The 14,455-nt window shown below is 54.8% G+C and carries 12 protein-coding genes; 2 read left to right on the forward strand and 10 right to left on the reverse strand.

Going from position 1 to position 14,455, the window contains the following annotated elements:
* The first annotated feature begins 61 nt into the window (after positions 1–61).
* Positions 62–2,272, forward strand: a complete 2,211-nt coding sequence (locus C8N36_RS05740) for a TRAP transporter permease (RefSeq protein ID WP_097805615.1) — start codon at positions 62–64, stop codon at positions 2,270–2,272.
* Positions 2,273–2,707: an acyl-CoA thioesterase gene (locus C8N36_RS05745; RefSeq protein WP_097805616.1), complete on the forward strand. Its 435-nt coding sequence runs from the start codon at positions 2,273–2,275 to the stop codon at positions 2,705–2,707.
* 298 nt (positions 2,708–3,005) lie between these two features.
* On the opposite strand, the gene C8N36_RS05750 is transcribed toward C8N36_RS05745, so the two are convergent.
* The 10 genes from C8N36_RS05750 to C8N36_RS05795 all read right to left on the reverse strand — a co-directional run bounded on the left by C8N36_RS05750 (position 3,006) and on the right by C8N36_RS05795 (position 14,342).
* Positions 3,006–3,872 (reverse strand): DUF302 domain-containing protein, encoded by an 867-nt coding sequence (locus C8N36_RS05750; RefSeq protein WP_097805681.1) that lies wholly within the window; start codon positions 3,870–3,872, stop codon positions 3,006–3,008.
* A gap of 17 nt (positions 3,873–3,889) precedes the next feature.
* Complete coding sequence (locus C8N36_RS05755) at positions 3,890–4,264, reverse strand: DUF4345 domain-containing protein (protein WP_097805617.1); 375 nt, start codon at positions 4,262–4,264, stop codon at positions 3,890–3,892.
* A 331-nt stretch (positions 4,265–4,595) separates the two neighbouring features.
* Complete coding sequence (locus C8N36_RS05760; protein WP_097805618.1) at positions 4,596–7,385, reverse strand: trypsin-like peptidase domain-containing protein; 2,790 nt, start codon at positions 7,383–7,385, stop codon at positions 4,596–4,598.
* 421 nt (positions 7,386–7,806) lie between these two features.
* Positions 7,807–8,235, reverse strand: a complete 429-nt coding sequence (locus tag C8N36_RS05765; RefSeq protein WP_097805619.1) for a GNAT family N-acetyltransferase — start codon at positions 8,233–8,235, stop codon at positions 7,807–7,809.
* Positions 8,236–8,238: 3 nt separating this feature from the next.
* Positions 8,239–8,925: a D-lyxose/D-mannose family sugar isomerase gene (locus C8N36_RS05770; RefSeq protein WP_097805620.1), complete on the reverse strand. Its 687-nt coding sequence runs from the start codon at positions 8,923–8,925 to the stop codon at positions 8,239–8,241.
* The gene (locus C8N36_RS05775; protein ID WP_097805621.1) at positions 8,922–10,199 is read right to left on the reverse strand and encodes an amylo-alpha-1,6-glucosidase; all 1,278 of its coding nucleotides are present in this window, start codon (positions 10,197–10,199) and stop codon (positions 8,922–8,924) included. Before C8N36_RS05775 ends, C8N36_RS05770 begins: the two co-directional genes overlap by 4 nt.
* 9 nt (positions 10,200–10,208) lie before the next feature.
* Positions 10,209–11,252, reverse strand: a complete 1,044-nt coding sequence (locus tag C8N36_RS05780) for an ABC transporter ATP-binding protein (protein ID WP_097805682.1) — start codon at positions 11,250–11,252, stop codon at positions 10,209–10,211.
* A gap of 29 nt (positions 11,253–11,281) precedes the next feature.
* Positions 11,282–12,121, reverse strand: coding sequence for a carbohydrate ABC transporter permease (locus C8N36_RS05785; RefSeq protein ID WP_097805622.1), 840 nt, complete (start codon positions 12,119–12,121; stop codon positions 11,282–11,284).
* Entirely contained in the window at positions 12,118–12,966 is an 849-nt protein-coding gene (locus C8N36_RS05790; RefSeq protein WP_097805683.1) for a carbohydrate ABC transporter permease, read from the reverse strand. Before C8N36_RS05790 ends, C8N36_RS05785 begins: the two co-directional genes overlap by 4 nt.
* 107 nt (positions 12,967–13,073) lie before the next feature.
* Positions 13,074–14,342, reverse strand: a complete 1,269-nt coding sequence (locus C8N36_RS05795) for an ABC transporter substrate-binding protein (RefSeq protein ID WP_097805623.1) — start codon at positions 14,340–14,342, stop codon at positions 13,074–13,076.
* Between the last annotated feature and the right edge of the window lie 113 nt (positions 14,343–14,455).

Genomic DNA, 14,455 nt, shown 5'->3' on the forward strand with positions numbered 1-14,455 from the left:
TCACTTGATGGGCCGCCACATCGTTGGCGGCCCTTTCAATTAGGGTCTAGGGGGAACAAAGATGACACAACAAGACACAGAAATCGCCATATCGCCGCGCGAAACGCTTTTAGACATTCCGAAAGGGCGGTGGGGTGCCCGGCAGCTTGTGCTCGTCTTTGCGCTTGTTTTTGCGATCTGGCACGTTTTGACAAACGTCTATCTGACGGAACCCGGTTTGTGGCAAAACGCCATTCATTTCGCAGGTTTTGCGTTTCTTGCATCTGTGACCATCAGCCCTTGGGGCAAGAGGTCAAACCAGACCTGGGCCTGGATAGTAGATATTGTCTATGGGCTGCTTGTGGCAAGTGCCGCGCTTTGGGTCGCCTATGCTGAATCTGGACTTTATGAACGGTCGCTAGCGGTGACTGGACAGGGGTGGCAGTTTACGATTGTAGATTGGGCTGCAGGCCTTTTGCTGATCTTTGCGTGCATGGATTTGTCGCGCCGCGTGGCGGGCTGGGTCATTCCCATCCTCATTGCCTTGTCCCTAAGCTATATTCTTTTCTTGGGCACAATGTTGCCCGGAGTGTTCCGCGCGGCCAGCTTGCCGCTCGATGATGTTCTCTTTCGGACCCTATATAACGATGAAGGGCTATTTGGGATTTTGGCCCAGATTTCAGTCGCCAACATTACTTTGTTTATGATCTTCGGCGGTTTCTTGGTGGTGTCGGGTGCCAGCAATTTTGTGATCGAAATTTCAAAGATCGTGGCTGGCCGGATCAAAGGCGGAGCGGCCTTTGTCGCCGTTATATCCTCGGCTTTGACGGGAACGATTTCTGGCTCTGCGATTGCAAACACGGCCTCTACGGGTGTGATCACCATTCCGCTGATGAAGGCTAACGGGTTTCGCCCGCAATTTGCTGCAGGTGTAGAAGCGGCAGCGTCGACAGGTGGCCAATTGATGCCGCCAATTATGGGCGCTGGTGCCTTTGTGATGGCGAGCTACACCTCGATCCCCTATGGCACAATTGTCGCGGTATCGGTTGTACCGGCAATTCTCTACTTTCTGTCGGTGGCCTTCATTGTGCGCATCGAAGCCGTTAAATACGACGCCGGTGCCGAGATCGATCTGACCGTGGATCGCGGCAAGTTGTTTTCCGGCGGTTTGGTCTTTGTGTTGCCTTTGACAGTGATGATCTGGCTCCTACTCACCGGAGTTACGCCAGCATATGCGGCCTGCTGGGCGATTGCAGCTGTGATCGGCGCGTCGTGGATGACCAGTATCGTGGCATATTTCAGCAAAAGCGGGACGTTCAAGCCGGTGAACATGGGTCCTGCCAAAATTTCCGAAGCTTTGAGTAGCGGCATTCGGTCGGCCATCATGACAGCCATCTTATTGACCGCCATCGGGATCATGAACAACGCAATTGTCACCAGCGGAGTAGGAAACGGTTTTTCCTTGATGATCGCGCAATGGTCGCAAGGTTCCATGGCCTTGGCCATCGTATTGGTTGCTTTGGCCTCTCTAGTCTTGGGTATGGGTTTGCCGGTGACAGCGGCCTATATCATTCTGGCCATTTTGACGGCACCCGCGCTTGCCGGGATCATGGCCGACGGATTGATTGTCGAACAACTGATAGCGGGGATTTCGGATCCGGCCAAATCAGGCCTGTTTTTTCTGGTTGATCATCCGCTTGTGGCACAGGTGGCAACTGGCATGTCCAAGGCAGAAGCTTGGGAACTGATGGCCAACATTCCGTTTGAGATCGCGGTCACCATTCGGCCTGTCCTTGTTGATCCAACATTGCAAACCACCTTTTTGCTCACGGCCCATCTGATTATCTTCTGGCTTAGTCAGGATTCTAATGTGACCCCACCAGTCTGTCTTGCAGCCTTTGCCGCAGCAGGCATTGCGGGGTCACGGCCGATGGCGACCGGCTTTGAAAGCTGGAAAATTGCCAAAGGGCTGTATGTGGTGCCGCTCCTTTTTGCCTACACACCGCTGATTTCGGGCGATTTGGCTCAGGTTTTACAAATCGGGTTTTTCTCACTGTTCGGTATTTATGCAACCTACGCTTTGATTCAGTGGTATGCAGAAGGACCTATTGGAATCTACACGGTACCGCTTTTGATTTTGGGGGGCGTCGGGGCCTATTGGCCTTTGGCATGGCTGCCCAACATCGCAGGTGCTGCGGTTATTACAGCGGTGATCGTGATGTCCTACAGGGCCCGAACCCAAGGCCTTGTTGGGGGCGCCGTCGCGGCCAACGAACAGTCAGGAGTGCTTTGAATGTTAAACACCGAAACAGGCAAACTCGCGCTTGCGCAGCAATTTAGCGCCCATGGCAGGCAGCAAGAAGATGGCGTGCTCGCCATACGTGCCATTGCCATGCCTGCCGACACAAACCCTGCTGGGGATATTTTTGGCGGTTGGCTGATGTCGCAAATGGATCTGGCTGCGGGAAATATGGCTGGCCGCGTCTCGCAAGGTCGCAGTGCGACTGTAGCAGTCGAGGCCATGCAATTCCTGCATCCTGTAAAAGTTGGTGATGAAGTCACGCTGTATGCATCACTGAAGATGGTTGGGCGTACGTCAATGCGGGTACATGTCGATGTCTGGGCACGAAACAGGTTTGCTAAGGAGGGCCAAAAGGTGACCAATGCCGATTTCGTTTTTGTCGCTCTGGATGAAGATGGAAACCCGCGTGAAATTCCGGCTACTTAGTCACCCTGAAAATGCATCTGGATGCCGATGACCGCTCGCCCTCGGTTTTTTGGAAAAGCGGCGGGCGGTTTGGTTCCATCTACCCAGCACCGACCCGTTGAATTCATAGCGTCGATCCCGAATATGGGTCGGCGTTATGCGCTTGTGCCAGCATCCGGTGCGACATCACGCATGAATTCTGGCAGCGTATTCAAGACTGTGTACGATAAGTGAAAAAGGACGGATATACGTGTCCGCACTCATCGCCTATCGAGCTTGGTGCTCAACGCCTCATCCGTTTCTGGATTTGGGCAGAAAGTTATTTGACAGCCTCGGCGAAAGTCGCAGTTAGCCTTTTGTTAAGTAGGTCATGTGGCTCTATTGACTGACCGTAGTGAAGCTGTGCCAGCGCTGCGATATCATTGTAAATAACAACGGCTTTGCCATCACGCCCCTGATAAACCAGCAACTTTTGGCAAAATGCGTCCAAGCCAATGGCCGGGAACGCCGCCATTGCAACGCCGCCCGGTGCCGGACCGCCAAACAAAAGAAGTTGCGCAGGCACCAACGATACATCGTAGTCTTCCGCTTCAGCCTGAAAGTCGATTTCGCCAAACCAGATTGTATCCGACTGGGCTGTAACAACCTTTTTCAACCGCGAAACAGTTTCTTCGACCCCATAGTTGGATCTGATCTCGAGGATCGCAAAGTCAGGAACAATGTCATCGGTCGCGACCTTTTGAGCAGACACCTCTTTCACCTGTGAGAATACATCATGCAATCGGGCATCAAAATCAGCGAGAGGCGCAGAAGCGCTTAGGTTATGGCGCTGCGCGAGGAACGCCGAAGAGGTATAGGATACGGTAGGCGTTCCCTTTTCCTCAAATGACAAAACCCGAAAAGGCAAATCGAGCCCGGCACGAATGTTTTCGCGCAAAATAGCCGCGTTGAGAGCGGGATCAGAAAAGAGTTGTACGCGGGCGGGCGGCATTTCAACGCCCTCCGCGGCAGCCAGCCTTGCGTGATCAATTTGAAGGATCTCTGCCAAGCTGGCAGCTGATACGGCCACTCTCACTTCTTCAAAGGAGTGATCGACAGCAGCCTGTTGTGTGTCTCCGGCGTTTGCAGAGATGCCGGCACCGACAACAGCAACGCATGCCAGAACTGAAAACCATTTGTGCTTCATAGAAAACGCCATCCGGGTCACCCGTTCTTTCTGATCGCAACCAAGGCAAGTGCCCCGAACGCGATTTCGGCACACAAATAGAATATTAGGACAAAATTCGGCATACCATCAACAACTATGCTGATGATACGGCCTGCAGCGAGCCCCCACATAAAAATGAACAGGCTCCAAACGGCCGGACGTCTTACAGCTTCAATAAATGCACCCGATAGCCAGAAGAGGACATTCGCCAGATAAAGGCCCATGATCGCGCGAAAGACGTGGGTTTGGTTTGTGCCTTCTACGGGGAACCCCAAAAGATAAGTCACGGTTTTCGAGGGAGCTATCCCGTAAGAAAAGGCAATCGGTACAAGCCCGATGGCCGCGAGTATCAGGATCAGACGATCAGACATAACATTCCATTCTTTGAGTAGAGCTTGAAATCGTCACCGGTAGGATAGTGCACTGGGTAGGCTTGCGCAAGGCGGGCTTCCGGGCAGGCTTTGCTATCCTTTTGGGTGACCATGACGCGAATAGGGGCGGTTGTCTTGCAGGAACCCTTTTCATAGGACACCTAGATGAAGCGCTATCTGGCGATCCAGAAGGGCCAAGGCCAGCAAGTCACCACCTGTATTGATGACCAGTTTGTCTTGCCACCAAACAGGCTGCGTGGCCAAAAGGAGCGAATTCGGGGATGCGTTATATCTCGTCAAGTGGGATGTCAGATGTCTGGTTTGGTATAGCTCAACATTGGCAAACCCATCCGTAATTGCCTCCTGTTATGTCAGTGTCTGGCCCTTTATAGGACAAGCGCTTGCTGCTGCGCGCAATTAGTATTTTCATAGCATTGCGGGACCCAGGTCCAATTTGGCCATCAAGGGCCCCACGATACACCCCGCGGGCCTGCAATAACCGCTGAACTTCACGCCCGGTATCACGGGTCCACTCGGATTGGGTGCGAAACCGTGCAATGTTGCCGCCAAGTTCCATGCTTCGCACCCAGTATGCGGCAGATTTTTGGGGATCACGCTCGGTTCCCACGCCCGCTTCATACATCTCGGCTGTCTTCGTGAGACCTTGCACAAACCCTTGTTTTGCAGCCAGTTCATACCAGCGCAGTGCCTCTGATTGGTCCAGTTGCGCCCCATAAGCACCGATTGAAAAGATCTTCCCAAGCTGCATCTGTGCTTTGATGTACCCCGTTTGCGCTGCCAAGGATAACCACCGTTTGGCTTGAACGAAGTCGGGCGCGATATCGGGGCCATTCTCGACCTTGAGCCCATTTAGATAGGTGTTGCCGACGCGGGTTTGCGCCCGCCGGCTGCCCATTTCGGCAGCAACGATGAGAAGGTCGAGCGCAAGCGACATGTCTTGTGTCGCCATGCCTTCTGTGCCGCGCCAATGCGCCATGGCAATTTCGTATTGCGCGCGCATATCGCCAGCTGTTGCGGCCCGTTCATAAAATGCCATCGCCTTGGCCGGATCGCGGGGATATAAATCCCCTTTCGAATAGGACTGCGCTGCCAGATATAGGGCATGTGGATGGTTCAAAGCGATTGCCTGTTCCAGATGCTTTCGCGCCTGCGCGAAATCGCGCCGAACCGGCCCTGCTTCGGATACATATAAGGCGGCCAGCATGGTCATTGCGGCGCGGTCGCCTTGTGCGGCGGCTTCTTCAAGACGCGCAAAGGCTTTTTCAAAATCTTGGTCAGTGGTTATCCCGTCACGGGCAAACCGGCCAAGCGCAGTTGTTGCCGCGACATAGCCCAATTCATGGGCAATCCGGTAATAGGCATGGGCGTCGGCGTATTCGCCAGCGGCCTCAAGCGCTCGGCCCAAAGCAAAGCTTGTCGCGGCATCAGATCGGGGCTCTGCCTTGGGGGCGCGGCAAAACCCCAAAGCGGCTTCAGTATCGATGTCTTCGAAGTCTATTGCCGGGATACCGGCCGCGCGGCCCGGATCGAAGGGGCTTGCGGTTTGTAGGATGCAACGCTCCCGCGCCTGAGGAACCAACACTTCATGGTCAGACGCATCTGTTGCCTCTTGTGCATCGTTCAACTGCTCTAGGGCAACCGCCGCTTTGAGCGCAACATCGGTGTCGGGAAACGAAGTCTGGATGTCCAGAAGGGCGCTTCGTTGCGATGCCAAATCATCTTTTAGCAAAGCTTCGGTCAGGGCTTCCAAAGCCAGTTGATCTGTTTGCGTGTCATCTTCACGCAGGGCATCTTGCAAAGCGGCCTCAATCCGCAAGCTGGCCTGCTGGGCGCGTTGTGCAGCATCGCTACCCGGGAAATCCACCACGACCTGTTTAAGCGCGGTGTTACGCACTTGTGTATCGACCATCAAGAGGGCGTCAGTCAGCGCTTGCAGGGCTTGGCGGGCCCGACTGGCCGCTTGGTCAGTTGCCTCCACATCTTGCAGTCTTTGCCGTTCTTGTTGTTCTAGCACCAAAGCGGCACGGTTGCGCTTGAGCGCTTGTTGCGCACGTTCTGCTGGCTCCGTTTCCGGGAAGGCCGCAATGACGGTTTCCAAGGCTTTCATCCGGTCCGGTCGGGCAGGGACCTCAAGAGCGGCCGAAAATGCCGCCAGTGCTTCAAGGCGGTTGCTTTTGGCTTCTGCTTCAAGGGCCAAGCGTTCTCTCTCGGCCTGAAGATCGGCATTCTCCTGCTCCAAGCGGGCCCGGTTTGCCTCAAGGGCGTCGCCGGCCTGTTCGATGGAGACGGCTGCGGTCAAAATCGCACTATTGGCCAAAATCTTGGCCATCGGGATGCCAAAGTTGACTGATCCAGCTCTTGAGCCTGCGTTATGAAGGGCAACGACCTGTTGGAGACCGGCATCGATGATAGGGGATCCGGAATTCCCGGGCAGTGTATCGCATGTATGGCGCAGTGTGTTTCCTGCGACGGCGGGGCTATCGGCTTGGCATTTTTCACGGCTGATGCGCTGGGCTTCCCCCATAGGGTGGCCTATGACCCACAATGGATCTCGGTCCGCGGGGACAACAGCGCTTAGCTGCAAAGCCCCAAACGTTTCATTGGCGTCCCCCCCGACAATCTGCAAAACGGAGTAGTCCAGTTCCTTACTGGTTTCGATTGGCACGGGATTTACATGAAACATTTTTGTTCCGTCTTCGATCCCGTCCCTCAGATATCCAAGGCGAAATTGAACCGCAATAATCGCACTGGCCCCCAAGCGCTTGTTTTCAATGATGCCGGGTACGCAATGGTGGTTGGTCAAAAGCCGGTTTTCTTCGACCAGAAAGGCCGTGCAAGGCGCGTGCCCTTTGTCTGTTAAAATGTCGAGCCGGCCAACAGCCCTTCCGGTTCGAGCGAAAATAGAGCGGTCCCCATAGTTGGAAACAAACTCGTTGTTGTATGTGCCTATCTGGGCTTCGAATTCAAAATCCGCAGCTGCTGATTGCCTTTGAGACAAGACCACTTGGCCAAAGCTCGAAGGATCAAAGAGAAGTAAATCTTGTGCAGGAGCTATAGAGCCTTGAGATATCAAAAGGGCCGCTAAATATTTGAAATTCATTTATATATCCTGCGAATGAGTGGCGGTGTATCGAACTGGTTTATTAAAAATGTACCCTGTTGAATTCTCGGATGTTGCCCAAACGAACATGTTTTTCTGATAAGAACGAGAGAAATTTCCCTACATGTTTTTGAACGTAGCATAAACTTCAGCCAACTAAACAAACACTGTTGGTCCGACCCTAGAATACTCCGTATTCACTGCGAAAAGTCCAGTGTTCTGTCCGGATCGGAGTGTCAACATTGAGCCACGCCCGAAATTCGCCCTCTGGCACAAGCTGCAAGGTTCTGGCTTGGCGGAGAATGACTTGCCGTGGTCTATTGGCACAGAGGTGCCCCGCATGGGATCAGCGGTTGCATCGACGATCCTGAAAACCTCGGTAGAAAACTGCGCCGGTCGGAACATTGCAAAGGCAATGGGGTCACATAACGGGACACTTCAGAAACCAGCGCTGATGGCCAAGCGGCACTTGCGGACCTTGGTTTTGCAAAGTGCCAAAAACGTCGAAGCCCAACCCGGTGTAGAACCGCATTGCATCGTTGTCGGATGTATCAAGCCACGCGCTGTGGCATCCCAGTTCCTTGGCGCGGCTGAGGGCGTCGACGACAAGGGCCCGACCATACCCCTGCCGCCGCATTTCCGGAGCGACCCAAATGACTTTGATCAGCAGCCATCCGTAAGAAGTTGACCCACTGAGACCCGCAACAAGGGTGCCGTCAGCGTCGCTGACAGACAATGTGATTGCTTCGTTCCGGCCTTGGCGAGCGCGGTGCCGTAAATCGGCGAGAAGGGCGGCTTCGATGTCCTTGGCGACGTTCGACGCCGCAGCTTCGATGGCGTGCATTGCCATCGTTTAGGCCAACCACCTTTCATAGTCGCTCACAAGCAAATGCGTTGGCGGCACATCTTCTTCGATATTTGCAAAGCGGCCGATGGGTTCGCGAAAAATGTTGTCGGTTTCGTCGTCGTTCACGGTGCTGACTTCGCCGATCAGCACATCGCCGCCTTCACCCCAAAAGGCGTGCCAGTCGCCCGGCATCAGCGTGACGCTTTCACCGGGGGCCAGCTTTAGCTTTTGACCCGCTGAAAAGTCGGTGCGAATACCGTCACAAAGCACTGTGCCGCCCTTGTCTTCGGCAAAGCGCCCGTGATCGTCGGAGCCGTAGAGTTCGACCACCAGCGTAGCCCCGCCGCGGTTGATGATATCTTCGGCCTTAAGGGCGTGCGTGTGCATCGGGCTAAGCTGGTCTTGCTTTGAAATCAGCAGCTTTTCAGCATAACACATGCCACCGCCACGCTGTAGATCGGCCAGACGGCCATTGCGTAGGGTGAACAAGAACAGCCCCATCTTGTCGTAGTCCCCAGCACCGTAATCTGTGATGTCCCAACCGCAGCGCGCGTCGATCACGTTGCGCGCGATGTCTTTGCGTGCGGCGAACTCCTCCGGCGTCCAGTAGGCAAAAGGCGGCAGGGTAAAGCCGTATTTGCGCATCAAATCATCGGCTTCAGCCATGATCGAGTTGATGGTCGAACGTTTCATGCGGCAACCTCATGTGTTTTGAGGATTTCGATTACCATAGCAGCGGTCCAGGTGAATTGATCGCCGCCACAGGGCTCTGCAGTTATAGGGTCGTAATACTCGGCAAAACCACTTTTTTCGATCAAACGCAGGCAGTCGGTGTTGATCCTGTCTGCCATGGCAGTTTCACCGCAGTGTTCGAGACCATCGGAAATCATGTAGTTCACGATGAGCCAAACCGGCCCACGCCAATATCTTAGCCCATCGAATTCCGGTGCCGTCGGATCATGGCTCGGCACAAGGAAAGTGCAGTTTTCGGCAAGTACGGAAATCCGCGCAGATATTGCCTTGGCGCGATTTTGCGGGATGGGGGCAAAAGCTGCAAGGATACCGCCAATCGACGGGCTCTCGACCAGCGCGTCCACTACTCGGTCGTGGCAAAGGTATTGACCCTGTGCGTCGCTCCAAAGGCTTTCCATCGCCGCGATGCCCTTGTCTGCCAAGGCGCGGGATTGTGCGGCAATAGTGGTTTCGCCAAGGGTGTCGGCGAGATCCGCGAGATCGGCACAAGACCGGATCAAGATCGCGTTGAATCCGGGATCGACAATCTGGAACGGAGAGGCGTCGTGCAGTTTGGAGTTGTCCCAACCCAGACTGCGGAACTTTTGAACAAGCCAGATGTAGCGTTTGTACTGCTCGTCCGTGGGCCGGTGTGCGGGGTTTGCGTGGCTGGTATCCCGGCGCGTGAAGGGCAGGACGCCGTCCGTTGGCACCCGCTCGAACGCTGCGTCCCAGTCAACGGAGTTATCGCGCCCGCTTTCCCAAGGATGGATGATGGCCACAAGGCCGGTGCCCTGCGGATCCCGGTTGGCAAAGAACCACTGGTGCCATGCGTGAATTCTTGGCAGCAGCGCGCGGGCCTTTTCAGCTGCCAAAGCTTTGTCTTCGGCCCGGTCAAAAATCCTGCGTGCCGCAAAACCGGCGACGGGGGGCTGTGTTATGCCAGACGTCGGCACCTTGCGACCGGTAGACCAGACATCCGGTCCGGGAAAATAACCGTCGTCCAGCTCATGGAAGATGATATGCGGCACCATACCATCCTCCCATTGATGCGCCAAAAGCGTTTCAATTTCGGTCCAGGCACGAGCTTCGTCAAAATGGGCAAAGCCAAGCGCACTTAGTGCGCTGTCCCAGTTCCATTGAAACGGATAAAGCCCATGGGTTGGTACGGTATAGGAGCCGCGATCATTGCGGCGCAGAACGGCTTTGGCCTGTTCAATCATTTCTTGTGTCATGGTGCTTTCTCAGGCGACGGCCAGTGTGGTTTCGGGATCGAACCAGCGCACGCGGTCAGATTGGGGGGCAAGGGTCAGGGTCTGACCGGGTTTCACGACGGTGTCGCTGTCGAGGATAACACGAAACTGCGCCTCGTCGATCTGGCAGGTCACAAGCAAATGCGCGCCAAGCGGTTCGACGATTTTCGCTGTGGCAACAAGCCCGTGTTCGGCGGGGGCCATGTCCTCTGGCCTGATTGCGAATTGCAGGCCGGCCTTGTCGGTGTTTGGCCCATCAAATGTCTGGCCAGAGACCTGCCATTTGCCAGCGCCCGCAGGGGTGGCAGGCAAGAAGTTCATAGGCGGGTTGCCGATGAAGCTGGCGACAAATTTGGCCGCAGGATCGCGGTAAACCTCGATGGGGGATGCAGCCTGAACAATATTGCCTTCGTGCATGACGCTGATGCGGTCGGCCATGCTCATTGCTTCGACTTGATCGTGGGTCACGTAGATCGCAGTTGTCTTGCTTTCTGCCAGCACGCCCTTGAGTTCGGCACGCATCTCCATCCGGAGCAGCGCATCAAGGTTCGACAAAGGTTCATCCATCAAGATCACATCGGGTTCCATCGCTAGGGCGCGGGCTACGGCGACGCGCTGACGCTGTCCACCGGACAGTTCGCCCGAATATCGCTTGAGCAGCATTTCAATGTGCATCAGCCCTGCCACACGTTCCACTCTTTGCGTCACCTCGTCATTGGGTAACTTCTGCATGCGCAGGCCAAAGCCGATATTTTCAAACACGGTAAGGTGCGGAAAGACGGCATAGTTCTGGAAAACCATCGCGATGCCGCGATCTTTGGGTGACAGGTGGTCGATCCGTTTGCCGCCGATCCAGACCTCTCCGGATGTGGCGGTCTCCAACCCTGCAATGATCCGCAGCAAGGTGGATTTTCCGCAACCGGACGCCCCCAGCAGGACCATGAATTCTTGGTCTGCAATGGTCAGGTTGATGTTGTTCAGCGCTTGATAGGCACCGAAGGACTTTGCGACGTTTTTGATCTGGATTTCGGCCATTTTTAAGGTTCCTTTTCTAGTCGCGCCGCCTAGCGGTTCGCGATGCCCCACATGGCAAAGAGATATTTACGCACGGCAAAGATGAAAATCAGCGCGGGTACGACGAGGATAAAGCCGCCTGCAAACTTCAGGTGCAGGGGAGAGGTGTCGAGGTTTTGCAGCAAGAAGGCCGTAAGTGTGCGGTTTTCAATCGTCAGAACGGCGGCGGCGAAAACTTCGTTCCACGAGATCACGAAGGCAAAGATCGCCGAAGCTGTGATACCGGGCAATATCAGTGGCAGCACTACTTTGGTAAAGGCCGTGAGCCGTGTACATCCCAGGGTCCATGCGGCTTCTTCCAGCTCAATCGGGATTCCCGAAAAAAGGGAGAAGGTAATCAGCACCGCAAATGGGATCGCCAGAGTGGTGTGAACCAAGGCCAGCCCGAACGCTGTATCGTCCAACCCGGTCTGGATAAACATCACCGCCAAGGGCAAAGCCAGCAAGGGCAGGGGGAAGGCCCGTGTCAGAAGGATCAGCAACCGAAACAAACCTTTGCCGGGGAATTCGAACCGTGACAGCGCATAACCCGCCGGTGCGCCGATGATAATCGACATGACCATGGTCATCAGCGCCACAATCACCGAATTTTTCAGCGCTGTGAGCATTCCTTCGAAGCCAGCAAAGAACTGCAAGCTGCTAAAATCGAATTCAGGGACAAACGATTTAGGAAAGCTATTAACGGCCTCTGGCGAGGACAGCGTGTTGATCAGCAGAAAATAGATCGGCACGATGACCCAAGCGCAGAGGAAGGCAACAGAGGCAATATACAAGTATCGACCTGATTTGCGTGTGTCGGCGGACATGCCGACGGCAGTTGCATCGGTCATATCGAGGCTCCTTTCGGGACGCGGAGGATGCGCAAGATGATGAGGGTGAAGCCAATAGAGATGGCAAGGATGATCAAAGCCATTGCCGCAGCGGCACCAGAGTTGAGAAGATCAAACTGGTAGGCATAGGTTTCGCCCATCAAAACGGGGAAGAGTGTGCCACCAAGGGCCGCGACCACGGCAAAAATCTCGAACGCAAGGATCACGCGCAGGACAAGCGCCGTTTGCAAGCTGGGACGAAGCATGGGGAATGTGATGCGTGTAAACTGCTTCCACTTGGAGGCACCAAAGACATCAGCGGCTTCATAATATTCCTTGGGAATAAGGCCGATACCGGCAACAAGGATCACAAGCATAATCGCAGTGGCGCGCCAGATTTCGGCCAAAGCGATGGCGACGAATACGATCCAGGGGTTCTGATAGGTCAAAAAGTTGACCGGCTTGTCAATGACACCCATGCCATTGAGCATGGAGTTCAAAAAGCCGGATTGTTCGAAGATTGCCAGCCAGATGATACCGGCGGCCAGATCGGAAATGCCAAGCGGGATGGTCCAGATATAGAGAACCATATCACGGCCCTTTTCCATCTTGCTGACCATTGTCGCCATCAAAAGCGCCAGCGCAAGTTGGATCGGAACAACAGCCGCAGCCAGAAGCAGGGTGTTTTTCAACGAGATTGGAAATTTCCAGTAGTCAACAACTTCGCGGAAGTTGTCCAAAGACCAGCCGCCCTCGGAAGACCCAAAGGCCTGTTGGGACACCAAAACAAACGGATAGATAAAGAACAGACACAAAAAGAGAGTGACTGGTAAGATCAGCACGTAAGGCAATATGCGAGCGTTCAAGAGCATCACTCCTTCTTTGCGCCAGTGGCGCGGTCTCGAATTTGGGATGGGGGGGGAAGCGTCCGGGCCCATTTGGCCCGGACATAGGCTGTTGTCAGCCTATTCGATTACTCAACGGGGCACGCACCGTCAGATGGTGCATCGGGGGCCCAGCAAGGGGCGCCTGTCTCTTCCATGATGCCGGCCAAAGTGCCTTTTTGGTCGTCCAGAACCATCCGGATGTCTTGCCCGCCCAGAATGATACGTTCGAACGTGTCAACGAAGACGCGATTGAAATCACCGCCTTTGTCGCCAAGACCTGCTGGCAGCAAGCCGGGGTTGGCATCTGCTGCACCGCTCATCTTTGCAACAGCTGCACCCGCCGCCTGTACCGATGGCGGAAGATCATCTGGAAGCTCTACATCCACAACCGGGAAGAAGCTTGTAGCGCGCAGCGTTGCGATCTGCGTTTCAGGCTTAAGCATGTAGCTGACCAAAGCTTTGGCCGCGTCCATGTCCGGGGCTGTCGAAGGAATGGCAACACCCGCAAGAACTGGCATGAAGCCACGACCTGATGGGCCAGCGGGCGCCGGGAACGCGACAAAATCGTCAGGACGTTCGTTGAAGGCACCTGCCAGACGTGACGTATGATCGAAGACGATCCACGCGTCGCCGGACAACAGCTGTTCTTGCATAAACGAGAAGTTTGTGGACGCAGGGTTTGTGTGTGACCAAAGTTCTGCAAACTTTTCCCAAGCCACGACAGCTTCGTCAGAGGCAAATGTCCGTACGACACCGTTGGTGTAGGACGGGTACAGGTAACCTTGGAAGAAGCGGTGCTTCAGACCATCTGGACCTGCTGGAAAGCCAAACTTGGCCTCGCCGGTTGCTTCTTGAACATTCGCTGCCCAAGCAATCAACTGGTCATAGCTCAGCGCATCGATGTCTGCGCCTTCTGGCAAGTATTGCAACGCTTCTTTGTTTGCGGCCATGATGTAGCTGGCTTGCATCCACGGGATGTACTGCATCTGGTCAGTGCCCAGCTTGGCAAGATTGTTGAAGGTATCGCTGCTTGACATTGCGCCGAGGTCGCTCAGATCGACAAGGGTTGCAGGGTCCATCGCCGAATAGTCACCGTGCAACGCACCAAGAACACCAATTGAGCCGGAGCCCGCCTGAAGTTCGGCGTTCAAACGCGTGATCCACGGGCCACCGTCATTGGGTTGATAGTCAACACCGTCAGCGAAACCGGACAGAACCTGTTCGCGCATGGCTTGGGCTTCTTCGACGGGCTTGGCCTGTGTGGACCAGAACAATGTCTCGGCCTGCGCTGCGACTGCGACGCAAGACAGGGCGATGCCGGATACTGCACCAGTAAATTTTGAACGTAGGGTCATGATTCCTCCCAGAATTTAAAAGCGGGTCTGGCCTCCCCGCCAGCACCCATCATTGTCGATTCCGAAAAGATCATGAAGGCCATGTTCGAATCGGTTCGATTGGTGAAAATATG

Source organism: Pelagimonas varians (genome assembly GCF_003208435.1).
Taxonomy (GTDB): Bacteria; Pseudomonadota; Alphaproteobacteria; order Rhodobacterales; family Rhodobacteraceae; genus Pelagimonas; species Pelagimonas varians.